This window comes from Pelagibaculum spongiae (assembly GCF_003097315.1).
GTDB lineage: Bacteria > Pseudomonadota > Gammaproteobacteria > Enterobacterales > Pelagibaculaceae > Pelagibaculum > Pelagibaculum spongiae.
The window spans coordinates 745,554-771,264 of record NZ_QDDL01000001.1; the positions used below are offsets into that span (position 1 = coordinate 745,554).

Here is a 25,711-nt window from a genome sequence, read left to right on the forward strand (position 1 = left end):
TTATCTACTTCAAATTTTCTACTACGAGATCAGCCAAACCAACAATAGATTGAAAATATACAAGCCATTGGTTTTGAATAATTTGCAGCTGAAGCTGTCTCTTTTCGATAACCAGCGCTAGATCATGACTTAGATCAGATTCAAATCAGCTAAGCATTTCATCATTTTGTTGATACAAACAGTCTGCTAAATTCGCAGTTTTACCTCAATTAGTATAAGCTTCGCGCCGCTTGATCACGCTCCCCTTCTTTATTGAGTTTGAGCCATCCTGATCGACTTCTTACCTATTATTTTACCGAGAGTGCTATGCCATTTGCTGAATTGGGCCTGTCAGCCCCAATCATTACTGCGATCACCCGTGAGGGCTATCAAACACCATCTCCTATCCAGAGCAAAGCGATTCCATTGGTATTGGCTGGACATGACTTGATGGCGGCAGCACAAACCGGAACAGGTAAAACTGCAGGATTTGCCCTACCTATATTGCAACTGCTTGATAAGGGGCAACGTGCTAAGCCAAATCATATTCGTGCACTCGTACTAACGCCTACTCGCGAGTTGGCCGCTCAGGTTAGCCAGTCATTTACTGATTATGGTTCTGAGGTCAAACTCTACTCCACTGTGGTATTTGGTGGTGTGAAGATCAACCCGCAAATGATGCGCTTACGCCGTGGTGCCGATATTTTGGTGGCAACCCCTGGTCGTTTGATGGATTTGTACCAGCAAAGAGCGATCAAATTTGATCAGCTGGAAATGCTGGTATTGGATGAAGCCGATCGCATGTTGGACATGGGTTTTATTCACGACATTAAAAAGATTCTGGCGCTGCTACCTGAAAAACGTCAGAGCCTGCTTTTTTCAGCGACTTTTTCTGATGATATTCGTCGACTGGCACGCGGCTTTCTTAATGAACCTAAAGAAATTTCGGTCACACCAAGAAACGCGGCAGCAAGTACCGTTACACAATGGTTATGCCCGGTAGATAAAAAGCAGAAAGCCAATTTGCTGGTTGAATTAATCCGTAAGAATAATTGGCAGCAAGCATTAGTATTTACCCGTACCAAGCATGGTGCCAATAAATTGGTTCGCCATTTGGAAGCTGCCAAAATCTCTGCAACGGCAATTCATGGCAATAAAAGCCAAGGCGCGCGTACTAAAGCTCTGTCTCAGTTTAAATCCGGCGAAGTAAAGTTTTTGATTGCAACTGATATTGCAGCTCGCGGCCTCGATATTGAACAGCTCCCTCAAGTGGTTAACTTCGATTTACCTAACGTAGCCGAAGACTATGTTCACCGTATCGGTAGAACAGGTCGTGCCGGTGCTGATGGCCAAGCGGTTTCATTAGTTGCTGCTGACGAATACCCGCAGCTGGTTGATATTGAGCGCTTAATTGGCAAATTGCTCCCAAGAACTTTGGTTGATGGTTTTGAGCCGGTACATGACTTGCCTATCTCCCGCTTAAAAACCAAGCCACAGTCCCCCAAGAAACCGAAGAAGCCTAAAACTGAGCATCGTGACGGCCAACATGCCGCCGGTTCAGCCAAAAAAACTTCAGCTAAACCGGGTAGCAGACCTGTTAACCAGAATCGCTCTGCCAAGCCGGCAGCTAAAAAATCTGCTCCAGCAAGAACAGCTCGGCCTAGAACTAACGTAAAAAAATAATCTGAGCGACAGAATTGAACTACAAAATAATGTAGCGTCACTCAGAAAAGAAAAAGGCGGTTGATATTTAAATCAATCGCTTTTTTTATGCAGAAAATAAAGATATTCATTCTGATTAATTTACACAGAAATACTTACTGCACATCTTTACATTCTCTGCTGCCACTTCTGCTAAATCAAAGCAGCTGATCATGATGAATCCTATGTTGCGGACACAACCCTTCATTTTCAGCCCCCACTTAAACTGTTATTGTTGTTTATTTTTGTAAGTATTAATTGTTACATTGGCTTTTGCATTATTTGACGGATATAGCGCATATAACTACCGCAGCGATTACTTACTTACCCTAAAAGCCTACCAAAACCAATTGCTTTTTAATTAATAAGCTTCTGATATTTAAATGAATACCGAAATAAAAATAGGTTGTGTAAGCCTCAAAGCGCACCCAACAATCATTTGAAACAAGGAGTCGCTTTCTGCAAATACTTACGCGACGATTAATAAAATACTATTGGTTGCACTTCATCATTCAAATCTATCTCTTTCCATAATTTATAATCGTCATCGCAGGCAACAAAGCTAGAAAAAATTACTCAGCAATCGATATTAAATTACATGATAGAATGCAGACAATTTTAGCCACTACCGACAAGCCATTATGATCGAACTTGACTTAACCTTGCTCAACCAAAGCTACGCCCAGCGACTCAACTGGTATCCACCCATCGCTAACCCGCAACAGCCAGCGCAAAGAATCAGCGGCATTGCCGATATTCTGGATCAAATCGACCTGGTCTTGCTCGATTCCTACGGCGTACTTTGTCGTGGTGCGGTTGCTATTGAAGGTGCGGTTGATGCCATCGCCCAGATTCGTACCAGCAACACTCCTTTATGCGTGGTATCAAATGACACCATGACCAATCGACGGGTTGCTGCAGAAAAGTATCAGCAACGCGGCTTTGATTTTGCCGGTGAAGAAGTCATCACCAGTTTGGATATGACTGAAAAGTGGTTGGCAGAAATCGATCAGCCGGAGCGCTGGGGTTATATTGGCCCTCAGCCTCACCCTTCTGATGTTTTACTTAAAGGTATGGTTAATTTAACTGCCTGTGACGGTGTTATTCCTGCCGAGGTTGATCACCTGCTATTTCTGGTAAGCCTTGGCTGGACCGAGCAGATGCAGCACAACCTAAACCAGTCAGCACAAGGCCGACAGTTCACATTAGTCGCAGGAAACCCCGATATGGGCGCACCCTACGCAACCGACCAAGGGATTAAAGTCGGTGCGACTCCGGGTTATTTTATGCATCAACTGGTTGCTGCCACTCACCAGCAAGCGATCCCATTGCTACACGGTAAGCCAGGGCAGGCTATTTTTGAAGCGGCAGCAAAGCAATTTAAAGTGACTGATCCATCACGGGTGTTAATGGTAGGTGACACTTTATATACCGATATACTGGGTGGTAATGCAATGGGCTTTAAAACGCTGCTATTAGAATGCGGCATCTACCAAGGTTTGAACATTGAGCAATTAATTGCAGAATCTGGTATTAGCCCGAATTTTATTGCACCACAACTTTAAAGTTTAACTAAAGAATATAACAAGATAAGTCACCAAAAAAAGCAATCGCTAAGTGTTGGCGTGCTGAAAATTCTCTACATTGTTGGGTTCGCCCTTAGGCTTACCCGACATTTGGTTTAGCCTTAAACAAAACATCCATATTTTATCCATAAGCCAATCAAGCTTCGCAGCCTTGGCAAGCCTGTGGGCGTAAGAGTTAAGAGTTTATATAGGATGGATATCAAGTGCCTACTTGATATCAAATGCTTTATTTCAGCTAATTAATGCAAGCAAAACGCAGCAGTTAATATCAACAGAAAACACTACCGTCGCCACACTCCAGACATTCCTACAACAACATACTAGTCAATTAGTTTAATAAAAACCTACCAAATTTCGCTTCCATCATTAATTTAAACAGCCTACCTAATCGTTATTGTGAAATAATATCTGTCACTCTACTAGTTTACCAATTCAACTTGACTTTCTATTTTCATATCTTTTCCTAAACTGATCTATTCAAACCCAATTCTTATTCAATCTGGGCGAGCAAACTACTACAAGGCATAGATATTATCATTGTTTGTTCGGTTAATTATTCAATCACTTAATCTGTTGCTGCGTTATTTATACAGACTAAACAGCGGCATTCAATCAGAGCGATATTATGATTAACTTACTTAGGTATCAAAAGCTTTCCAGGGCAAACCGTAAATCACGACTCGATAAACCACACCAGGTAAATATTAATTTAATCAATAAGATATTCGAAAAAAACCAATCTTTAGCACTGTTTGAAAAATCGCCTAACCAGAACATTGATATTAAACCTAAAGCACCCAAGCAGATATCAATTAATTTAATCAACTCCGGTTTAAAAGCCTTCACTAAAGACTCTTTGTTGTTTTATAATGCCATGAATAGTTCATCTAACACTCAATTTTATGACCATAAAACTATTGATTCTATCTACCAACTAGAATTAATCGAACCAATGGCCAAAAAGAATTTACAAGTTATTAGTGGGTTACTGCCTTTTTATTGCAGTGAATATCAACTTCAATTAATTGATTGGCAAAATGTGCCCAACGACCCGATGTTCCAACTGCTATTTCCTCAACCAGCAATGCTACATTGCAAGCTTTACGATCTAGCAAGCACTTTGGTCAGCAAGGTTAAAAATTCTTCTGAACTTAACCATTCTCTGCTTAAACTTCGCTCACACATCACACCCATCAGTCCAAAATATATCGTGGACCACACTCCATTATTTGAAGGACGAAGAGTGTATGGAATTCAACATAAATTCCGCGACAGCTTGACGTTCTTTCCAAGTAACTTGGAAGACTGCAATAGTTACTTTGGTTTTTCTAGCCAATGGTTTAATCATCAAGAACATCGACAGCAAGCCATCGCCGAAGCAGAAACCCATCAATTAAGCTGCTATTTACTAAAACACAGCGAAGTTTCTCATTTAAAACTGTGTTGTGCAGATCTATTTAAACAACCATTTTCTATTATTTCGGCTTATTTAACGCCGCTATTAGATGATCAATTTGCACACGTCGAAACCATCACAATTGAAAACCAGCTACTCGCCAGCAATCCTAACTTGTTGCTGCAGCATCCTGAAAAAGACTCTCTACTGGAATTATTTGGAGAAATCGTAAATTACGGCAAGCAATTGCAAATTTTCACTCGCTGGCATCACCCGCAGCAGCTAGGCACTGAGCAGGTAAAACTAGCAATTGAGCAGCTATTAGCAGTTAATGTGCAATTGCCTTCTAGCTGTGAATTAAAAGCAGGCGTTAACGACAATGCAGATTGCTGGAACCGTTTGTGGCATGACCAAAGCATGTTGGGACTTTCATTATCTACATTTGAAATTAGCGAAGACTGCGGCCCACAAAATTATTACCAATTACCATTAAGTACTGCTTGGAAAATATACCAGCAAGCAACTGAGCAACAAGAAAGCCATTGGTTAACCCATGGGCCGATAATGGATACCCGATACGGCATGATTGAAGTAGAAGGCATAGGACAAATTCGAGATGAGCAAATATTCATTTTAAAAATGCTGCACTCTACAAACACTCAATGGAATCAACGATTGTTCTATGCGCAATATGACGATAATGCCCACTGGCTAGATCAGCTTCAGCCAGCATTTACTAAAGATAAGTTTTTCTTTACACTATAAATTGAAGATAAGATTGGATAACCAAGCCACCTCAACATACAAGATTCGCTTGCATTTTGAGGTGGCTAGACTTTATCTAAACAGAAAATTATCGGTTTACCATCACGCACTTTTTAATTTGAGAAAGAATGCGATATAGCACCAACCACAACACCCCAAGCAGCAACCACAATAACGGTAAAGAACCACCACCTGAAGCAACATCTTCTACTGTAATCGTCAATGAATAAGGTTCGCTATTATCAATCCCATCGAAAATAACCAATTGAACATTTAATTGACCAACAAAACCTGCCTTAGGTATCAATTTGTTATTATCCAATTGATAATTATCACCCGGTAAAATCTGCAAGCTAAAATCTGATGATTTTAAGTTATCCGGATCATCTACTTCAATTTGCTGTAAACCAACTTGTAACACTTGATCTTTTTGTATTTTGATTGGACCAACCGACACAATTTTCGGTGGAATGTTTTTCACTACATTCCAAGCAAGTTGAATTGAATTACTCCAATCTGCACCATCAAACACAGATAGTTCTACCTGCAACAAACCACTAAAATCCGGATCTGGGGTCAGTGTTGTACCATCAACTTGGTAATTATCACCTGTAGTAATTCGCAGTTCAAAATCATCCGGATATTGGTTGTCTGGATCAACCACTACCAGCTGACCCCATTCAATCACAATCGGCTGCGCTTGCTTGCCTTGCTGCGACTGAGCGCTAGTAATTACCGGCCGATGATTGCCATTCACCTGCAAGGCAAATTGAAACGGTTTACTGGAATCAATACCATCACTAACCACTGCCAACACTTCCAGCTCACCAACATAGAATACGTCTGGAGTAATCTGATTGCCCGACAATTGATAATTATCACCACTTAAAAGAGTTAGCGTGAAATCATCAGGGAATTTGTTGTCTGTATCTTCAACCGAAAAATCAGATAGCGCCACATCGATCGATTGATCTCGCGGAGTAAACAAAGGCGCTACCGATAAAATTGAAGGTTGGATATTTTTGTTTACCGTTAGCAGCGCATTAAAAACATCACTTTCATCAAGCCCATCAGATACTGTTAACGGAATAGTCAAAACTCCGTAAAATCCTTCGGTTGGAATAATCGTAAAATCATCTACAGAATAGTTACTTCCCACATCAACCAACAAAGAAAAATCTGAAGGATAATTATTGTCTGAGTCAACCACTTGTAAATCGGACAATGAAATATGCAAATCGCTATTTTGTTTAATTGCAGGAAGATTGACCGCAACAATCACCGGTTGGTTATTTCCTATTAATGAATATTGTAACGATTCAATAAAAAAGAAAAGATCGCTGCTTGCCAAGGGGTCAACATCTCCTTGAATGATGACCTTGCTCAAACGATCAAACCCTTTCAAGCTAGCCACAACGCCTTTCTTTAAACTGTCATCCCAAAATGGTCCGGCAATTTGCTGCACCACTTGAACGCCATCCCGATACCCAGTTATTACCACTAAAGCATCAGGCATTTGAAACAAGTCGGTAGCTTCTATTGATTGCATAGAAAAAAAACGACTATTTCGAGGCTGAATGATTATATGAGAGGTCGCTCGATCCGGGTCAAAACCCGGTTGCAATGCAAAAGGCTCTGTAACACCTTTTAAGCTGCCGCCAGTTGGCACACTAAATATAAAATCATCAGTTGTGGCTTGTTCGCCAAGGTCTTCATGATGATTCCAAAGTGCGTTATCAAAAGTTTCCTGCAGGCTCAATGCAGGTAGTGGCCATGCAAAAACCAGCAACCACCAGAGCGCAAATAAGCGTTTCATAGTAGATCCTGATTAATTACGAGATGGATAAGTGCCAACCATTGCAATGCATGCCCTTAAAACCAAATAGGGCTGCATATTTGGCATTGACCGGTTACCTCCGGTGTTTTCTACTCGGCCATTTACTGATATTGATTGCTCAGCCATGGTCGTAATTCCATCCGGGTCGGCTGGCACTTCACCATAAACCGCAGCTCGCTGACCATCCGCCAACATAGCACTTTCTGGATGAGCCAGATCACCCTTGTTTTGACTGGCTTTAAGCTCAGCAGTTAAACCATTCGCAGCATGAGAATGGCTCGGCATTTGAGCGGCGGTTTGTGTCACCTGCTCTGAACCGGCTCTCGCTCCCAAACGTCTATCTGTCATACCAGGACCACGACCTACATGAATCGCAACACGGCCTCTTAGATCAGGTAAAGCAAAGGTTGTTCTTCCATCGCCGCCATAAGTCGTACCATAGAGTGAAAACAGCGCAGAATTCTGGCTTATAGCCAGCAGCTGACCATCAGCATTAGCCCAGCCTCTGGGGCAAAAGCTGTAACCCACCCACATAATTTCACCAAGAAATGGTTCAGTAGATGCAGAAGCATTATATGAACTACCCAACAATGTGGCGGCGATAAGGATTAACCCGGTTTTGTTCTTCATCTTATTATCCAGTGTCTTATTATTATTTTTGCAACAGTATGCTGATAATTAACTCCCTTCTCAATTAGAAAAAGCCACCTACCTCCAACGACTTTGCTCAACAAACATACATATGGAAATTGACATATGCATTTTTCCATATATGATCAGCAATATTGATTTTGTGGTAGGCTAGCTTCCCATTTTGATAGATCACGGAATAATTCCGTTACTGCTGTAGGTATTTAGCGAGTGAATCTTAATCCAGTAATATTTTTCAAAGGCTTATCTGACGAAACCCGTTTACGTTGCATGCTCTTGCTAAGTCATGAAGGAGAGTTATGTGTATGCGAACTCACTTCAGCCTTGGATGATATTCAACCCAAAATATCTCGACATTTATCTCAGCTAAAGCAAGCCAAATTATTATTGGACCGTCGACAGGGGCAGTGGGTGTTTTATCGTTTAAACCCAGAACTCCCTGACTGGGCCAAACAGACGCTGGATAAAACTTGCAGCCAAAATCAGGCATTTATTCAGCCCAACCTGGCTGCTCTGAAAAAAATGGCCGGTCGGCCTGACGCTCCAAGATGTAATTAATAACAGATTAAGTACTAGTTAAGTGTCGATTTAACTTTATATATATGGATATCCGCATGTGCAGATAAATTGCTACGTATCATGCACAATAAAAATATTCTGCTAAACCGGTTATTACGAGCATATTATTTGACGCACCACCAAGCGATTAATAACACTTTAATGCAACGTACGCGGTAACTATTGCTCAGATTAGGCCTCTCTCAGCGTACAGAATATTGGCTTGACTAATCAGCTATATTCCAACCAGATTCAGGTTTAAAAGTTTAATTTCAGGAAGTAATACGATGACAATTAAAGTAGGTATCAATGGTTTTGGCCGCATGGGCCGCTTGGCACTTCGTGCCGCATTTGGAAAAATGGATTTTCAATTCATTCAAATCAACGACCCTGCAGGAAATGCCGAAACTCTGGCACATTTGCTTAATTTTGATTCGGTACACGGCACTTGGTCCGAACAGGCCAAGGCTGAAGGCAACCAGATTATTATTAGTGATCAGGTTATTAAATGCACTCAGAGCACAAGCATCAGCGAAACCGACTGGTCTAACTGCGATCTGGTGATTGAAGCTTCTGGCGTTATGAAAACCAAAGCCAAGCTTCAGGCTTATCTTGATCAAGGCGTAAAGCGGGTTGTAGTAACCGCACCGGTAAAAGAAGACGGTGTTTTAAATGTGGTAATGGGCGTTAACCACCAGGATTACGACCGGGAAAAACACCCGATTATCACTGCGGCATCATGCACCACTAATTGCCTGGCACCAGTGATTAAAGTGATCCATGAAAAGCTGGGCATTCGCCATGGTTCGATGACCACCATTCACGACATCACTAACACCCAGACTATTCTCGATGCGCCACACAAAGACCTGCGTCGCGCACGTGCCTGCGGTATTAGTATGATCCCAACCACCACCGGTTCAGCAACGGCAATCACCCATATTTTCCCTGAACTGAAAGGCCGCTTGAATGGCCATGCAGTGCGCATTCCTCTGGCTAATGCTTCGCTCACCGATTGTGTTTTCGAACTGGAACGAGCAACAACCGAAGCAGAAGTAAATCAGCTTTTATCTGATGCAGCTGACGGCGAATTAAAAGATATTCTGGGTTATGAAGAGCGCCCTCTGGTATCGGTTGATTATAAAACCGACCCTCGCTCAAGCATTATCGACGCTCCATCAACCATGGTAGTAAATGGCACCCATCTAAAGCTTTATGTCTGGTACGACAACGAATGGGGCTATGCAAACCGAACAGTTGAACTGGCTGAAATGGTTGCCAAACAGGGGCTGTAAAGCCTCTGTTCATTTGCTTATTACAGACCTGACGGGTGACATCGCTGATGAATCAGCTGAAAAATTTGCCGCAGCAGTTGAAACAATACTTAATTGTTACCGGTAATTATTGGGCATTTACCTTAACCGATGGTGCATTACGAATGCTGGTGGTATTACACTTCCATCAGCTGGGTTATGCACCATTAGAAATTGCCCTGTTATTTCTTTTTTATGAATTCTTTGGTGTTGTCACCAATTTAACCGGTGGCTGGCTCGGTGCACGGCTTGGTTTGAATCGAATAATGAATATTGGTTTAGCAACACAAGTCGTTGCTTTGGCAATGCTATTGGTGCCAGCAGCCTGGTTGACTGTGCCTTGGGTGATGGCTGCCCAGGCATTATCGGGTATCGCTAAAGATTTAAACAAAATGAGCGCCAAGAGCTCAATTAAGCTACTGGTACCCAAAAACGCTGAAGGCACTTTGTACAAATGGGTGGCAATTTTAACTGGCTCAAAAAATGCACTCAAAGGCGTTGGTTTTTTCCTTGGTGGTGCACTGCTGGTTGGTCTGGGCTTTAAGGGTGCAATCGCTGTTATGGCGATTATGCTGACAGTGGTCTGGATATCCAGCATGTTGCTTTTAAAAGAAGATCTCGGAAAGGCTAAAAACAAGCCAAAATTTTCTGAAATTTTTTCAAAAAGCCCGGCCATCAACCTTCTATCGGGTGCTCGAATGTTTTTATTCGGTGCCAGAGATGTCTGGTTTGTGGTCGCATTGCCAGTATTTCTTGCCAGCCAGTTTAACTGGGACCATTGGCAAGTCGGCGGTTTTCTAGCATTGTGGGTCATGGGTTACGGTGTGGTACAAAGCTTTGCACCCAAAATTACCGGTAAAGCATCAGGCAAAGTCCCCGATGGACAAAGTGCATTTTTCTGGGCATTAGCTTTACTGGCAATTCCAGCCTTAATTGCACTGGCACTGATGGCAGATGTTGCGGTGAAAATTAGCTTGCTGGGTGGGCTTTTATTATTTGGTGTTTTATTCGCAATTAACTCTTCTCTACATAGCTACCTGATCGTTAGTTATGCCGGGGAAGATGGTGTATCGCTCGATGTCGGTTTTTACTACATGGCCAATGCCATGGGCCGCTTGATAGGCACTCTGCTATCTGGCTGGCTGTTCCAAGCCTATGGATTAGCCGCTTGCCTGTGGGTTTCTAGTGTTTTCATTGCGATAGCAGCTCTTATCTCAATTAAGTTGCCTAGGACTTCTCTACTAGAGCGAAACACATAAGCAGTACTGAGCACTCCGATAACCGCATATTGGCATCGGTTAAAAAAACAGCCATTAACCGTGCCGAATCAATACAAATACTCTAGCCTTAAGCAAGAATTGTTAATTTGGTATCTATAGTTTGTGGCTTATAATATTCGACCTCGACGAAACTCTAATGAGCGCTCATTTCTCTTGGTCACCATTACTCTCTATATCACAGCAGAATTTTCTAAAAAGAAAATTTTTTAATGCTCAACTAATAGACCGTGAAAACGTACTATCTACGCAACTTTATCGACCATTATATTTTGGAGCACATAGATTTTTATTTATTCAGCTTGCCAAGCATGCATCTAACGTTCAACTCGTATTCATATCAAATGGTTTTTTTTACGCAGACTCACTTCCTGAAACTATCATAGAAAACTTCTCGCTAGAAAAACAAGAAGAAGAGAATTTGATTAGTTCATCCTATACCTATAATCGCTTCGACTTAGAAGCCTATTATTCTGCAAATCCATTGAACAATAATGAGTTGGCGGAAAGAATGGCTGTACCTATAGCAAGCTTAAACTCTCCACACCCCCCTACTCTCCACAAAAAACTACAAAATTATAAAACCGCATATAGCAAAAGCGAATGTGTAACACGTATTATGCAATTCCTTAATGATTATCACAAAGAAAAATTATTCAAAATCAACCAGAAAAATTCAAATGCTTACTTCATTGACGACTTAGAAGAAAATCGAAGCATGCTATCTACAACATGTAATATCATAAACCCGACAGAACCAGACTACCCACTAAAATTGATCAGCCTTGCAAACAAAGTTGCTTCTGATGATCAGACTGAAGTCATTACTTCTATTGTGAAGCGCACCCGATCACAATCTATCTAAAAATACCGGGATTTTCGGTTTCACTGAACACCTACAACAGACACAACGCCCTTTCTCTATCCCATACGCTAAAAAAACTTTACTTGTATTGGTGTCAAACCAATAAAAATATTCTAACCTTAACAAGGAATTGTCAATCGAGCGCATATAATTTGTGGCTTATAATCTTCGACCTCGACGAAACTTTAATCAGTAATGTAGATCATCACGATCACTTAACTGATTCACAAAAACATTTTTTAGGATCATATCAGTTTGACGTGATTTTAAAAGAAGGAGGTTGCTCATCATTTAGATCTGAGTACAAAACTCTCTATTCTGGCGCACATAGATTTTTATTTTCTCAACTTGCAAAAAACATAAGCCATGTTCAGTTGGCATTTATATCAAATGGCTATTTCCATGCAGAATATATTCACAAATCTATAATAAAACTTTTCTTGCTGCACAAAAAAGAAGAACAAGACCTTATCAATTCAGCTTATTTCTTCAACCACTACGATCTAAATTCATCTTACAAGATAAACCCAGCAAGTAAACTATACTTAGCTGAAACAATTGAAGTACCTATAGAGAGTCTTGCCGCCCCTCAAACAGCCACTTTAAAAAAAGAAATAAAACATTTTAAAATAGCCTATTGCAAAGAGCTCTGCTTGTTAAAAATAATGCAAAAAATCAATGACAAACACGAGAAAGAAATATTCAAAAAGCATCAAAAGAACTCGAACATTTACTTTATTGATGACGATAAGAAAAATCAGGGCTTATTGCTTAAAACATGCAATATCATCGATCCTACAAAACCAGATTATCCTTTGCAATTGATTAGTCTTTCTAACAAAATTACTTCTAACGACCAATCACAAGAAGCGGAAGCGATTGCCACCATGACAAAACGCACTCGATCACAATCCATCTAAAATTATCATTGTCAAACATGCTATCTCAAGACGAAGAAGCCATAATCACGCGAATGATTATGGCTTTTTTTCAATACTAAAAACTAGCCAACTAAAGCTTACTCAGCACCAACCTGAACCACTAACTTGCCGAAGTTCTTACCTTCCAACAATCCAATAAAAGCTTCAGGTGATTTTTCTAAACCATCGACAATATCTTCACGGAATTGAATTTTACCTTGCTGCAGCCACGCGACCATTGCCTGCATAAATTCATTATAGCGATGACCATAATCGTCAAATACGATAAATCCCTGCATTTTTATTTTCTTCACTAATAAATTACCCATCAACAGACCTAAACGGTCTGGCCCGGCTGGCAATTCACTGGCGTTATATTGAGAAATCAAACCACATAAAGGAATACGCGCTTTTGGATTGAGCAAAGGTAAAACTGCATCAAATACTTTGCCACCAACATTTTCAAAATAAACATCAATACCTTCACCGCAAGCACTAGCTAATTGGCTAGCAAGATCAGCGGCTTTATGATCAATACAGGCATCAAAACCTAGCGTATCGCGAACGTATCGGCATTTCTCATCACCACCGGCAATACCGATTACTTTACAGCCTTTCAATTTAGCAATTTGTCCTACCAAGCTACCGACGGCGCCGCTAGCTGCTGCAACCACCACGGTTTCACCCGGCTGTGGATCACCAATATCCAGCAGGCCCATATAAGCAGTTAAACCCGGCATACCTAATACGCCCAAGGCATAAGAAGGCCGCGCCATATCTGCAGGCAACGCCATTAAACCAATACCATCGCTGACGTGATAATCTTGCCAACCGCCGAATGATAATACTAAGTCACCCACGCTATAAGCCGAATTTTTCGACTCAACCACGCGACAAACACTAGCACCGACCATCACTTCACCCAAAGCAACAGGCTCGGCGTAGGATTTAGCATCATTCATGCGACCACGCATATAAGGATCCAATGACAAATACACACTACGCAACAATACTTGGCCATCATTAACCGCTGGCATTGCGCTCACCTCAAGGCGGAAATTATCGGCCGTTGGCGCACCCTGTGGACGCGAAGCCAATACCCATTGGCGATTTTGATCGCCGCTTTGAGTGGTGTTTTGCATGGTATTACTCATCACTATGATTCCTTTATTCTGCATTTAATTAGTCAGCAACTTGGATGCGGTTATTTTTGAACTAACAAACCACAAGGCCATATTGCGCTGCAAACACCAGTAAATCAGCTACTTTTCGCTAACCTGCACTGGATTGCTTCAATTCATTTGTCACATAGCCTATACCTGCCATTCAAATCAAACAATGGAGATAAATTCGACTTCAATGGTCAGGTTTTTAATACAATGGAAACTAGCTTGTTAATACAAAAAAATCTTGGAATCATCATTTGAAGCATTAAAAGGTGGCAATAAAAGTCACTTATAATAAAACAACTCAAATTATTTGGTTAATTAGTGCAAGACATCTAGCCACCATCGCTTGAAGCGATTCAAATTAAAAACTGAATCATTGCTGTTAGATAAATCTATCTTTTGTCCCTGAAGTGGCGTTCTCAGTTCAATATCCTGCGCTTTGGCTAATTCAGATAGCTTCTGGTATGGCTCAAACCAGCGATGAAACGCTAAATCAAACACGCCATTATGAATCGGCAACAATTGCCTACCTTGTAAATCATGGTGCGCTTGAATCGTTTGCTCAGGCAACATGTGCACCTGCTGCCAATCACGATCATAAGCACCAGCTTCTAACAAAGTAATGTCAAACGGGCCATATCGATCGCCAATTTGTTTAAATCCTGAAAAATAACCGCTGTCGCCGCTAAAAAATATTTTTGTATTTTCAGTTTGAATCACCCAAGAAGCCCAAAGTGACTCGCCTCGGTCAAATAGCCCTCGCCCAGAAAAATGCTGTGCTGGCGTCGCCACAAAAGTAACTTCTTGATTGACAGCCGACTGCCACCAGTCCAGCTCGGTTATTTTATCCTTAGAAATACCCCAGTCTTGCAGGTATTGGCCAACTACCAGCGGCAAATAAAAATGTTCGGTTTTGTCTGCTAACTGGCGAATAGTTTGCTGATCGAGATGATCATAATGATTATGGGAAATAATCACGCCCGCCAGTGGCGGTAGCTGAGCAACAGAAATCGGCGCCGGCTGAAACCTTTGTGGGCCATAAAAACTGAAGGGCGATGCTCGATCAGAAAAAACCGGATCTATTAGCCAATAGCGCTGATCCAGATAAAGCAAAACAGACGAATGTCCCAGCCAGTACAACAAAGGGCCATCACTATTTAACCGGTCTTGTTCCAATAGTTGCTGGTTGAGTTGTCGAACTGGCAGCGGTTGATCTGGGCGAGTATCGGAGAAATCCTCAGTAGCCCAGCGGCGTAAAGCACTCCAACTGCCTTGCCAACTCCAGGTTCTTACATCATTAAGATTGTGAAATTGATTATCATAATATTGTGGAGAAATAATTTCAGTTTTATTGATACCCGATTCATTGAACCAGCTAAAACCCAACAGCAGAACTGCCAAAACAAGGCTAGCTGATAAGACAATTAAATATTTTGAAATATGTTTAAACAAAAAAAATAGCCAACCTGACCGCAGATTGGCTATTGGACTCATTTAATCGAGATAGATTCCCTAGCGCTACTCAAATAGAACCGGCTAGAAGTGCTGCCAGCAAGCTGGGATAAATATTATCCCGCTCTCAAAGCCAGAATACTCTTAATATCCAAAGCCTCGGTATAACGAATAAATTCTGCTGGTTTCTGAGCGATAGCCAATATCGACATACGGTCAGCCAACTCATTACCTTCAACACCCACATGGCCATTAACATGTAAAATTTGTAACTGCTCGGCATATTGCTCAATTAATTGCTGGTGCAGCGCGAACATCTGCTGAATTAACTCAAGGTTTTTAATTTCACCACCGGTTTTTTTCCAGCCTTTCTTTTGCCAGCCGATAGCCCACTGGGTGATACATTGAATGGAGTATTTCGAATCACAAAAAATCGCGACTGAACGGTTATTATCCAGCTCGACTTTTGCCAATATCAATGCTTGGTGCAGCGCATTTAGCTCGGCAGTGTTATTAGTGCCCATTGGGTTATACAAACCAAACCACAAGCTTTCTAACTGGCATTGGCTAATATCTCGATTGGCCAAACGATAAAACGCCAATCCTGACCCGGCTTTTCCTGGGTTTGGCTCGCAGCCACCATCAGTGAAAATCTTACAGTCGACACTCAGAGCATCGACTTCTTTAGCCGGCCAGGTTTTAACACTATTGGCTTTTGAAGCAGGCTTTCGAACCCTAGGCTTTGCCGCAGTACCTGACGCAGTAAGCGATGAAGCAACGGAGCTTCCGCCAAATGCAGCTTCTGCTTCTGAGCGAGTCTTGAACGACTTATACCGCGCCCCAGCAAACTTATCGATTTGCTGCTTACACGTCGCCCAGTCAGTAAAAATGCCGGTTTCTCGCCCTTGCCAAACCACATAAAATTTTTGTGCCACAATGCCAACCCAGTGAAATCATCTGCTGCCAATGTTAGCGGCTGTGCAGATTACTGCAATGGCCTGCGTTCTGAGCACTCTCTCCAGAATCAAAAGGACTTTCTTCAATTATCCGTGCTGACGATGCCTTACTGACTTTAATTGACTCAGTGTCGGCGAAACGTGAATGTGACCAACGCTTGGCAAGTAATACTTTTTCCGCCTGCTGGTGCAATTGCTTGTCTGTATCATCGTCATCTTCAAAACGGGACAATAACCAGCGCGGGTTAATTAGCTGATCATAAACTTTAATCAACTCGATCCCTCGCTCTTGGGAGCGTTCTTTAAACCACTACAACGACATTGTACAGGCCGTCAATACAATCAGTAGCAAAGGCAACCCAACCATCCAGCTTGCAAAACTGATACTGGTGAAATAACTCAGCATTAGTGAAAGCAGCACCAGAAGCAACAAGCCACCGGCAACACTAAACAGCATGAGCCTTCCCATGTCATGTCCTTATATCCCCATGCAGATTGTTAGCAGACAGACAATTCTCAGACAATTGATCTCACCTGCTAATTTCCGTACCTGATCAGTAGTTTACTGGGAGGCACTTATAGTAGGCCAGCAGATATTTCCAACAACCTACTTATGATAAAATTTATTTCGAATAATATTGAGTAAGATTTAAACGTAATTTTAATGCAAGAAAACTTTCAACTTCCATAAGAAAACCATACTTTAGCGTTAAATTAATAAACCACTGACACTAACTATTAACTTTTTTGTCAATTTTATCTCGCCCTCTCCAGCCAAAAAAGCTCTCCTGAAGCTTCAATCAGAGCTGTTTCGTGCTGATACCAAACAGCCAAAACATAACAGCCTGTTATTTGTTGTATTTTTCAGGTTATTAGATATGCCCGTTCTACTCAGAAAAATTTCAAGATCTTCAATCAGTATGTCAAAAATTGAAAGTGAATTTACCACCACAAAACATTTATCTCGATTAATTGAACAAGGTAAGCGCCCAACTGTCATCGTAGTAGATATGCAACAAACATTATTAGGTCGAAAAATACCTGGTAACCCAAGAATGTAGCAAGCGCTGAAATCAACACTGACCTTCGCTAAAAGCAACCATCTTCCAATTATTGATGTCAATTTTATTCCTCACCATAGTAAACGTGTCACCTCAGAGCTAACCGAGCGGGGAACATTAACTATTAGAGAATTAACCGAAGGTGATCTTAGTGATTTAAAAAGCTATCCGGGTTATAAATGGGTTGAAAAAAAACAAACCAGTTCTATTCCAGATACCTGAATTCTAGATTTTATGCAGCAATTAGAATCTCAAACTGCAATTATCACTGGTTTCAGTACCGACTGCTGTGTTTTTGATACCGCAAAAGATCTTATCTCAGCCGGAAAAAATGTCGTAATTAGCGAAGAAGTAACCACCCGAAATGTGTTTCTTGGCAAGAAAAAATTTCCTGAAGGGATTGATAATTTTAATTCACTACAATCAGAGCATACAGACAGAGTAGAGCTAGTCCGAATAATTAAATTACCAGAAAGCCGAAAATCATAGACACCTGACCTCACTATTTTATTTTGAATTTACCGCACTAAAACTAAACCTTAAGATTTACCCATGATTATCCGAGATATGAGAACTATTTATAGTAAACCAGTAGTTCTATCTACTGGCTTACTATAAATAAATTTCATTTTGTAACAATAAATCAAAGCATTAACTAAACCATGCCCCGCCTGCTCTGCTTTTCCTCAAAACCAGTTCACAAGTTACAGCCAATCGCCAACTCAACCAGAGCTAGAATGAAATTGCCACAGTAGCGTCTCCTATATCACACATAATAAATCGAATAAAATGACTACAATAAAGGTTTTTTATAAAGCTACTATTTTCAATTGTCTCATTGCAACAATCATTAAAGCGAAATACAACCTACACAGTTTTAAGGTGATTGGGATAAGGTTTTGGCTCGATCTGACCGACGCGGAGTGAGTTGATTTTACCTCACTTGGTTATAAGACCCTAGCGAGGAGTCACAAGGGATTAACAATTATGCAGATGCTACGCAGACTAACAATTGTCAGAGACTTATGAATTAACACGATATTCTTCCGCCAGCTGGCTATATCCTAGTCCGTTTTCTTTACGCACTTCAATTTGCAATGGAATACGTTCTTTTAATGCTTCGACGTGGGAAATTACTCCAATCATTTTGCCGCTGGCATTGAGGTTATCTAGTGCATTGAGCGCAATTTCCAGCGTTTCGGCATCAAGGGTGCCAAAGCCTTCATCAAGGAATAATGAATCAATGCGGGTTTTATGGCTGACTAAATCTGACAACGCCAGTGCCAGTGCCAAGCTGACTAAAAAGCTTTCTCCGCCAGAAAGGGTTTTGATATCTCTGGCTACATCGCCCAGCCATGTATCTTGCACTTCAAGACTCAATGCTTCGTTTGGCTTACGCTGCAGTTGATATCTAGCATGCAACTTATCCAGCTGTTGATTAGCCAACCAAATCAGATGATCTAAAGCAAAACCTTGAGCAAACTTCCTGAATTTATCTCCCTTGGCCGAGCCAATCAAATCATTCAACTGGCTCCAATTTTTTAATTGTTTTTTCTGTACATCAATACTTTCAAATAAATCTTTTTGTTTTTCTCTATTTTCACTATCGTAATCCAAAGCGTATTTAATTTCGCTAGATTGATCTTGAATTTGATGAAATTGTTCCTGGATATCTAATAATTTTTGCAATACACCGGTCAAATTTAAATCCGACAATTGAAGCTTCAGCACATCTCGATAAGCTTTCTGTGCTTGCTCTATACCTATATTAGCCTTTTCAATAGTTAATTCTAGAGAAACCTTCAATTGCTGAAACTGTTGTCGATCAACATCACTTAACAGTGCTTGTTGAAACTGATCGACATCAGACAGCTGGCTTTGGTTAAGCTGGTATTGTAAATTCGTAGCAGCTACATTCAATCGCTCACTTGCTGTATCAACGCTTTGCTGTAATTGCGAACATTCCCCATTAACCATGCCTAGTTTTTTCTGATGCGCCTGCAGTTTTAAACTCATTTGTTGCAAATCAAACAACAAATGGGACCCTGCCTCTTCTAACTGTAATTTTTCCTGTTTTGGATTCTTATCTCCAAACAAGCTAAATCTATTTTTCTTAAGCTGCTGCAGCTGACTTTGCGATTTTTTGAGCTGCTGTAACTGCTGATTAAATATTTTATCTTTTTCAGACAACGATACTTGCAACAGTTGCTTACGCTGGAAAAATTTGTCGTACTTGTCTTGCAAAGTACTTTTCTGCTTCTGGTACTCCACAAACTGGTGAGCACATACTTCTTGTTTAGCTAACCATTCACTCTGATTTGAAAGCTCAGGTAAAGATAATTGATAAACTCTCAAATTTTCACTGAGGTCACTTTCAAGCTGTGTCAGTTGATTTGATTGGTGATCATTTTGCTGTTGTAAATCATCAATCTGCTGCTGGAAATACTCATACTGCTGATCCGCTTGCAACTTAGTCTGTTGTACCTGATCAAAATTAGAAGCGGCCTGATCAGATCGCTGCCGGTTATTAGCCATTTCTTGTGTTAATTGGTCTAACTGTTCCAATAAACCGGTGAGCTCTATCTCTTTTTGTTTATCTTGCTCAATCCATTCATTAAATTCATCGATCTGATGCAACTGAATATTCAGTTTTAATGTGCTAATCCCGTCATCCCAGCGCTGCTTAAAACCAGAAATTAAAAGCGATATATCTTGCTGCTGCTGACTTGATTGCTGAATTTTGAATCGCAAAGCTTCACAATTTAACTTCAAAGAAGTCTCTTGTTCTTTCAGCTGTTTGAGTAATGCTTCTATATCGAGAAGCTCCTGCCGATGACTAGCAACATTAATTTTCTGGTATTGATCAATTTTTGGATGCTCATGAGCACCACACAAAGGGCATTCATCACCTGGCAATAATTTTTTTCGGTAACTGCTAAGGTCCGTTATGAAACGCTGCTGATCAAGAGCAACTTTCAATTTTTTGGCCTTGTCACTCTGCTTTATATATTGTTTTTCACAAGCCTCTAACTGCCTATCTTTTTCAACCAATATACTTTTATATTTAACTTCATTTTCTCTAATGTTTTCTTTTTCATTAGTGGCCTTCAGGAATTGCGGCCAGATAGCTCTCAAAGCTTCAACTAAGCTATATTTTTTCTTCCAAGAATCATATTGAGCACGTAAATCTGATTCCGTCTGATTTTGCAATAATGAACTTCGTTTATCTTCCAACAATTGAGATAGCAATTCTGATTCTGTTTTAATATCTTGTGTTTCTTGTAACTCACCCGACAATTTATCAAGTAATATTTTCTGTTCATCCAATAGTTGCGTTACGTTTTTTTTCTTATCATTAATTTCTCTGGTCGATTGCACTAAATTATTTCTTTGAACAAAAATCTGTTTCCATATAGGTAATTTTTCTTCAAAACCTTGCCAAGCGTGATTCGTTAGCCATTGATGTATTTTTTCAAGCTCAAGTTTATATTTATCCAACCGAATAGAAAGAAGCTTTTCTTGCTTTTGCTCTTCTTTTAATGTCTGTTGCAATGGCTTAATCTGTTGGGCTTGCTCCTTCCATTGCTGATCAACTTGTTCAATACTGGAATCCAACGGAAGTATTTTATTAAAAATTAAATCGTCAGTTTCTTTCTGTAATTTTTGATGCTCGCCATATGCAGAAGATAGATCGGCCTGACTTTCTTGCAACAATAATTCTTCGTTATCAAGTAACTTCACTTGCTTGATTTTTTCATCAACACATTTTAATTTTTCTTTCTTTTTCTGCAAGCATTTCTGCCGTTGCTCAAAAAACGGTTGAATTTTTTGAGCAGGAATGTCTAAAATCAAGGCATCAAGCTCAGCATGGCAATCTAGCTTTTCTTGCTGGGCTTTCGCTAGCGCATTCTGAGCTGATTCTAACCCGCGCTTTTTTTCCAAACATTTCTCAACCCACTCCTTCTGACGCTTAAAACTTGCCTTTTGTTGCTGTAAGGAATTTGATTGCTTTTGCAATGTCTCTTTTTGAATTTTTAACTGATCAACCTTCTCAGAATCAAGTAACTGAACACCTTCTGCCCTTGCATGCAGTAGATTTAACTGCACAGTCTGATTGCGCGTTTCTTCAAAAACCTGCCGGGAAATTTCACCGTAAATTTCAGTACCGGTTAATTCCTCTAACAATTCAGCCCTCTGATTTGCAGACGCTTCAAGAAATGCTGAAAAACCACCTTGAGCCAATAACATAGACTTAGTAAAACGCGAAAAATTAAGTCCACTAATTTGACTGATCAACTTTAATTTTTCTTGCGAATTATCTGCCAATGTCTTATTTACAAACTCTTGTTCAGTTGCAGTTACTTTAACCAACGCAACTTTTGCTGGCTGCAACTTACCACCGCCAATCCCCATTGCTCTAGATTGCGACCAAAAAGAACGATAAAGCTCACCTTTAACTTCAAATTCGACTTCAGCCAACGATTCAAACGTATGGCGTGTCATCAGTTCATTTTCAGTTTCGGAAACTTTTAACCTCGGTGTTTCATGGTATAGCGCTAAGCAAATTGCATCTAATAAAGTACTTTTCCCTGCACCGGTGACCCCAGTAATAGCAAACAATCCGTTGTTAACAAATTCCGGGGTAGAGAAATCAATTTTCCACTCTCCTTTTAAAGAGTTTATATTTTTCAATCTCAAGGAAATTATTTTCATAGCGATTCACCCGACTTATAATTATTACTTGTCTTGGATAAATCATTATTATCATCGGAATCAATCTTCTCAATAACTTGATTAAGCAATGAGTTTAACTTTTTTTTATTATCTTCATCAACATCTTCAAGCCGTAAACAGGCTGCAAAAACATCTTTAACATTTAATTGGGGCAATCCTTCATTCTTATTCAATGCATGACCAACCGCTTCTTTATGCCGTTTTACTTGCAAAACATCTAACCTCAGATCCTCACTAACCTGCTGTATTACTTTTTGAACATTATCCAAATAATCACTAGCACCGACAGTAATTTCTAACCAAGGCGTTAATGGGTCTGCTGTTGACTGGTCTGCTATTGCACTGAGCACATTTTCTAATTCGTTAATTCGGCAATCAATCGATTGCAACCGTCTGAAACACGGAATTTCGAGTGATTTGACCCCAAACAATTCACCATTTGAAAAATCGATCAAACATACTTGTTTCGCCAAAGATGATTCGTCAAAACTTAATGGAATGGGCGAGCCGCTATAGCGAATATGCTCATGGCCTTCAACCTTTTGAGCAATATGCAAGTGACCCAATGCTATATAATCGGCCTTGGGGAAGCACTCTGTAGGAAAAATATCTAAAGCACCGATGTAAATCTCACGCACTGATTCAGATAACTGGCCGCCGGCACAAGCCAGGTAACCCGTCGCAATCACTGGGATTGGAGGTAAATCAGGTTGCTGCTGTGCTTGGGCAAGCGAGAAAAGATCTGCATAATGTTCGCTTATGGCGCTAAGCAATTGTTGTTTTTTTTCTTGGGCGGACTCACCAGCCCTACTTTTTGCAATATCGCTTTGGTGCAAAAAAGGAACAGCACATAATAGCCCTGCCACCTCGCCGCTACGATTTTTCAACTCAACCAACTGCTGCGACATATCCTGATCAACTGTTGCGACTACTGTGGCATTCAAACAAGCCAGCAGCTCTCGTGATTCATTCAAGGTGGTAACTGAATCATGGTTCCCGCCCAGAACAACCACCTGACAGCCAATTTTTCGCAACCGGACAATCAGCTGGTTATAGTGAGTTCTGGCATAACTAGGCGGAGTACCTGTGTCAAAAATATCTCCAGTAATCAGTAGAACATCAACCTGTTGCTGCTCAATTTTCTGCAACAACCAGCCAATGAATAGCTGGTGCTCTTCCTCTCGGCTCTTGCCGAAGAAATGTTGGCCTAAATGCCAGTCAGAGGTATGTAGAATTCGAAGTTGAGAAGTTTGATATTTTCTTTCTGAAGCGGTACCTGTCATTAACATCCATCCAGATTTCAAGCTAAGCAATACTAAACAGCACTAAGTAATTGATAAAATCATCATGAACATTTAACGTTTTTAAATTACATAAATACAAGATAATTCATTCTGTGATGATATAGCACGCAAATTAAAATCGGGCAATTTTATACTTACTAAACAATCTCCTATTGGACATAAGGAAATTCAACGGTTCAAAATTTCGATGCCTTATCTTTAGATATTTCACTAGGAAACTGCTTTGGAGTTATTTTAATCATACCTCCTCCCTACTGGCCCCGCTCAAGATCAGGCGGTACCTTTTGCTACGCTTTGATAAAAAACTACGACTATTATGCTTTTTGTTTATTACTAAAGGCAATTTAGTTTACCAATAACATAGCGTAACCGGTCACCTGAAGACGTGCTGTTTTTGATCTGTTCTCAAGGTCAGCTTGCCATTGTTTTTTATCAAAAATGACTTCTGTCAATAACAATTCTTGATCGAGTGAATTAATCAAATTATGGCTGGCAGATTTTATCTATTTTTTTTCTGGGAATTACTTCAGATAGACTCGTATTTATTTCTACTGGTCTACTTGGAATAAATGCTATTTGGAGATGATGTTTATAAAGTTGTGAATGGTATAGTTTTTTGCACTAGAAAGAATAAATTGAGGCGGCCATATAAAAAAGCTGCTGCAACAGCAGCTTTTCATAAAATCAATTTAAGACATTATAGCCACGACCTTTTAAACAGTTTCGCACTACCAAGGTCTTTTCATCTTTAGTATCAGCCAGACCACTAGCGCCGCCCAGAATTGCGCCTACACCAGCACCTTCCGCAGCATCCCCACTTATCGCACCTAACAAGCCACCAACCACAGCACCTCCCACCGCGCCCCCAACACCCTTGGCCTTAACTTGCTGGGAAACTTGCTCACATTCAGCCAAATCTTGCTGATATTTAACAGAATCAAAGCCTGCAGCTCGATCAACGATAGGGCCTTGGCTGGCACAGGCAAACAACATTAGGCTAGACAAGATTAAAAGTGCTTTTTTCATGGTGCTACTACTCATATAAATAATATTAACTGATTCGTTACAAAAGCTGCTGTAGCCTGAATCATCCAAGGACAACACACCAGCAACTCGCTAAGTCACTACCACATGTTGTTCTTAGCATACACTCTAGCGGAATCTTAAATAAAACAAAGACGTTAGATACAAACAATTACAAAACAGCCATTACTAACAACTGACTCGTTATTTTTTTATTTGTAACTTAGTGAAAAAGATAATTTTTAAAAGCTAATTATCATAGCTTCGATCAATGCCTCACTTACATGTTTCATTGTTTGGGCTTTTCCAATTAAAGAGCAACGCCCGATCGGTAAACTGGATATGGGAGCTCGCCTTTACGAAACTGATCACTAGAACTCGAAACTAGCCTGGACCAGTAGAAAAAACTACTGGTCTACATGAGATAAAAAAGATTTAGGCATCGATTAATGAAATCGTGGCTGGCATGGTTTTCATTAGCTACGCGCAAATTACTCTGACTCAGCTGGTATAGCACTTTCAAGCGTGCCTATTTGTTTGTTAAGTGGAGGCTTTGAAATTCTGAGAAGTAACGATTCAACATGTTTAGGATAATCCCAGAAATTAAAGCTCTTTACATCGTAAGCTGAGATGTATTTTATGAGCTCAAATCTTTTTGTTTTGCTGTTCTTTATTCCAGAAGGGAATCTTATCTCATCATCTCTTCTTATTGCACTATATGTTTCTTCCAAGAGATTCTTTGCTTTGCCAATATATAGTAAATTAGCCATCGAATCATAGAAAGCATAAATTCCGGAACGGTTTTCATGTCCATTGTACATTTCTTTCAATTGAGGTCTTATTTGTTTGTTGGGATCTATCTTGTAGAACTCTGCAACAACCTTGAATTCTGGTGTATAAGAACATACCGCAATGAAATCCAAGCTTTTCTTTTGCGGTATTTTATTTCCTTTTAACCAGTCGTCAATTTGCCTGATTGTAAAACCAGTAATGTCGGCCAATTTGGCTTTGTCAGAGTTGTATCTTTCGTGAAATAAATATCTAAATACGGCACTTCTATCGGACATCATATTCTCGACAATTGCTGTGATAATGACTTTGCGCTTAACGAGCCTGTAGATTAGCCCTGCTTCAGCTTGAACCTCGATCCAATGAAGCCGCCCA

The 25,711-nt window shown here is 40.4% G+C and carries 20 protein-coding genes; 10 read left to right on the forward strand and 10 right to left on the reverse strand.

From position 1 onward, the window contains the following. The first annotated feature begins 306 nt into the window (after positions 1–306). The 3 genes from DC094_RS03265 to DC094_RS03275 all read left to right on the forward strand — a co-directional run bounded on the left by DC094_RS03265 (position 307) and on the right by DC094_RS03275 (position 5,427). Positions 307–1,662: a DEAD/DEAH box helicase gene (locus DC094_RS03265; protein ID WP_116685641.1), complete on the forward strand. Its 1,356-nt coding sequence runs from the start codon at positions 307–309 to the stop codon at positions 1,660–1,662. A 659-nt stretch (positions 1,663–2,321) separates the two neighbouring features. After that, positions 2,322–3,245: an HAD-IIA family hydrolase gene (locus DC094_RS03270; RefSeq protein WP_116685642.1), complete on the forward strand. Its 924-nt coding sequence runs from the start codon at positions 2,322–2,324 to the stop codon at positions 3,243–3,245. 646 nt (positions 3,246–3,891) lie between these two features. After that, complete coding sequence (locus tag DC094_RS03275; RefSeq protein WP_116685643.1) at positions 3,892–5,427, forward strand: hypothetical protein; 1,536 nt, start codon at positions 3,892–3,894, stop codon at positions 5,425–5,427. 88 nt (positions 5,428–5,515) lie between these two features. On the opposite strand, the gene DC094_RS03280 is transcribed toward DC094_RS03275, so the two are convergent. Then, positions 5,516–7,243: a hypothetical protein gene (locus DC094_RS03280; RefSeq protein ID WP_116685644.1), complete on the reverse strand. Its 1,728-nt coding sequence runs from the start codon at positions 7,241–7,243 to the stop codon at positions 5,516–5,518. Positions 7,244–7,255: 12 nt separating this feature from the next. Then, positions 7,256–7,894 (reverse strand): phage tail protein, encoded by a 639-nt coding sequence (locus DC094_RS03285; protein ID WP_116685645.1) that lies wholly within the window; start codon positions 7,892–7,894, stop codon positions 7,256–7,258. Between the two features lie 231 nt (positions 7,895–8,125). Between DC094_RS03285 and DC094_RS03290 the strand changes: the two genes are divergently transcribed. The 5 genes from DC094_RS03290 to DC094_RS03310 all read left to right on the forward strand — a co-directional run bounded on the left by DC094_RS03290 (position 8,126) and on the right by DC094_RS03310 (position 12,848). After that, complete coding sequence (locus tag DC094_RS03290; protein ID WP_116685646.1) at positions 8,126–8,473, forward strand: metalloregulator ArsR/SmtB family transcription factor; 348 nt, start codon at positions 8,126–8,128, stop codon at positions 8,471–8,473. 287 nt (positions 8,474–8,760) lie between these two features. After that, a complete protein-coding gene (locus tag DC094_RS03295) occupies positions 8,761–9,768 on the forward strand; it encodes an ArsJ-associated glyceraldehyde-3-phosphate dehydrogenase (protein WP_116685647.1) in 1,008 nt (335 codons plus the stop codon). A gap of 47 nt (positions 9,769–9,815) precedes the next feature. Continuing rightward, positions 9,816–11,045: an organoarsenical effux MFS transporter ArsJ gene (gene arsJ / locus DC094_RS03300; RefSeq protein WP_116685648.1), complete on the forward strand. Its 1,230-nt coding sequence runs from the start codon at positions 9,816–9,818 to the stop codon at positions 11,043–11,045. A gap of 157 nt (positions 11,046–11,202) precedes the next feature. Then, positions 11,203–11,928: a hypothetical protein gene (locus DC094_RS03305; RefSeq protein WP_116685649.1), complete on the forward strand. Its 726-nt coding sequence runs from the start codon at positions 11,203–11,205 to the stop codon at positions 11,926–11,928. Positions 11,929–12,188: 260 nt separating this feature from the next. Further along, positions 12,189–12,848, forward strand: a complete 660-nt coding sequence (locus tag DC094_RS03310; RefSeq protein WP_133245453.1) for a hypothetical protein — start codon at positions 12,189–12,191, stop codon at positions 12,846–12,848. A gap of 98 nt (positions 12,849–12,946) precedes the next feature. On the opposite strand, the gene curA is transcribed toward DC094_RS03310, so the two are convergent. From curA to DC094_RS03330, 4 genes are all read right to left on the reverse strand, one after another. Further along, positions 12,947–14,002: an NADPH-dependent curcumin/dihydrocurcumin reductase gene (gene curA, locus DC094_RS03315; protein ID WP_116685651.1), complete on the reverse strand. Its 1,056-nt coding sequence runs from the start codon at positions 14,000–14,002 to the stop codon at positions 12,947–12,949. A gap of 333 nt (positions 14,003–14,335) precedes the next feature. Further along, positions 14,336–15,418 (reverse strand): MBL fold metallo-hydrolase, encoded by a 1,083-nt coding sequence (locus tag DC094_RS03320; RefSeq protein WP_206605554.1) that lies wholly within the window; start codon positions 15,416–15,418, stop codon positions 14,336–14,338. Between the two features lie 167 nt (positions 15,419–15,585). Beyond that, entirely contained in the window at positions 15,586–16,404 is an 819-nt protein-coding gene (locus DC094_RS03325; protein ID WP_116685653.1) for a ribonuclease H family protein, read from the reverse strand. A gap of 34 nt (positions 16,405–16,438) precedes the next feature. Continuing rightward, positions 16,439–16,699 carry a hypothetical protein gene (locus DC094_RS03330; protein ID WP_116685654.1) on the reverse strand — a complete coding sequence of 87 codons (261 nt, stop codon included), beginning with the start codon at positions 16,697–16,699 and terminating at the stop codon, positions 16,439–16,441. A 604-nt stretch (positions 16,700–17,303) separates the two neighbouring features. On the opposite strand from DC094_RS03330, the gene DC094_RS21835 reads away from it, so the two are divergent. Both DC094_RS21835 and DC094_RS03335 read left to right on the forward strand, forming a co-directional pair. Next, positions 17,304–17,486, forward strand: coding sequence for a hypothetical protein (locus tag DC094_RS21835; RefSeq protein ID WP_133245454.1), 183 nt, complete (start codon positions 17,304–17,306; stop codon positions 17,484–17,486). A gap of 234 nt (positions 17,487–17,720) precedes the next feature. Then, entirely contained in the window at positions 17,721–17,975 is a 255-nt protein-coding gene (locus tag DC094_RS03335) for a cysteine hydrolase family protein (protein WP_116685655.1), read from the forward strand. Between the two features lie 534 nt (positions 17,976–18,509). On the opposite strand, the gene DC094_RS03340 is transcribed toward DC094_RS03335, so the two are convergent. The 4 genes from DC094_RS03340 to DC094_RS03355 form a co-directional block, all read right to left on the reverse strand. After that, positions 18,510–22,199: an SbcC/MukB-like Walker B domain-containing protein gene (locus DC094_RS03340; RefSeq protein WP_116685656.1), complete on the reverse strand. Its 3,690-nt coding sequence runs from the start codon at positions 22,197–22,199 to the stop codon at positions 18,510–18,512. After that, positions 22,196–23,503: an exonuclease subunit SbcD gene (sbcD, locus tag DC094_RS03345; protein WP_116686188.1), complete on the reverse strand. Its 1,308-nt coding sequence runs from the start codon at positions 23,501–23,503 to the stop codon at positions 22,196–22,198. Before sbcD ends, DC094_RS03340 begins: the two co-directional genes overlap by 4 nt. Positions 23,504–24,208: 705 nt before the next feature. Continuing rightward, positions 24,209–24,550, reverse strand: coding sequence for a YMGG-like glycine zipper-containing protein (locus DC094_RS03350; protein WP_116686189.1), 342 nt, complete (start codon positions 24,548–24,550; stop codon positions 24,209–24,211). A gap of 488 nt (positions 24,551–25,038) precedes the next feature. Beyond that, the gene (locus tag DC094_RS03355; RefSeq protein WP_116686190.1) at positions 25,039–25,614 is read right to left on the reverse strand and encodes a GIY-YIG nuclease family protein; all 576 of its coding nucleotides are present in this window, start codon (positions 25,612–25,614) and stop codon (positions 25,039–25,041) included. Between the last annotated feature and the right edge of the window lie 97 nt (positions 25,615–25,711).

Excerpts from the sequence above, each read along its gene's own strand:
- curA (WP_116685651.1), bottom strand. The coding sequence starts at position 14,002 with ATGAGTAATACCATGCAAAACACCACTCAAAGCGGCGATCAAAATCGC.
- DC094_RS03305 (WP_116685649.1), top strand. The coding sequence starts at position 11,203 with ATGAGCGCTCATTTCTCTTGGTCACCATTACTCTCTATATCACAGCAG.
- DC094_RS21835 (WP_133245454.1), top strand. The coding sequence starts at position 17,304 with ATGCCCGTTCTACTCAGAAAAATTTCAAGATCTTCAATCAGTATGTCA.
- DC094_RS03295 (WP_116685647.1), top strand. The coding sequence starts at position 8,761 with ATGACAATTAAAGTAGGTATCAATGGTTTTGGCCGCATGGGCCGCTTG.
- DC094_RS03355 (WP_116686190.1), bottom strand. The coding sequence starts at position 25,614 with ATGTCCGATAGAAGTGCCGTATTTAGATATTTATTTCACGAAAGATAC.
- DC094_RS03270 (WP_116685642.1), top strand. The coding sequence starts at position 2,322 with ATGATCGAACTTGACTTAACCTTGCTCAACCAAAGCTACGCCCAGCGA.
- DC094_RS03350 (WP_116686189.1), bottom strand. The coding sequence starts at position 24,550 with ATGAAAAAAGCACTTTTAATCTTGTCTAGCCTAATGTTGTTTGCCTGT.
- DC094_RS03265 (WP_116685641.1), top strand. The coding sequence starts at position 307 with ATGCCATTTGCTGAATTGGGCCTGTCAGCCCCAATCATTACTGCGATC.
- sbcD (WP_116686188.1), bottom strand. The coding sequence starts at position 23,503 with ATGACAGGTACCGCTTCAGAAAGAAAATATCAAACTTCTCAACTTCGA.
- DC094_RS03335 (WP_116685655.1), top strand. The coding sequence starts at position 17,721 with ATGCAGCAATTAGAATCTCAAACTGCAATTATCACTGGTTTCAGTACC.
- DC094_RS03275 (WP_116685643.1), top strand. The coding sequence starts at position 3,892 with ATGATTAACTTACTTAGGTATCAAAAGCTTTCCAGGGCAAACCGTAAA.
- DC094_RS03340 (WP_116685656.1), bottom strand. The coding sequence starts at position 22,199 with ATGAAAATAATTTCCTTGAGATTGAAAAATATAAACTCTTTAAAAGGA.
- arsJ (WP_116685648.1), top strand. The coding sequence starts at position 9,816 with ATGAATCAGCTGAAAAATTTGCCGCAGCAGTTGAAACAATACTTAATT.
- DC094_RS03285 (WP_116685645.1), bottom strand. The coding sequence starts at position 7,894 with ATGAAGAACAAAACCGGGTTAATCCTTATCGCCGCCACATTGTTGGGT.
- DC094_RS03280 (WP_116685644.1), bottom strand. The coding sequence starts at position 7,243 with ATGAAACGCTTATTTGCGCTCTGGTGGTTGCTGGTTTTTGCATGGCCA.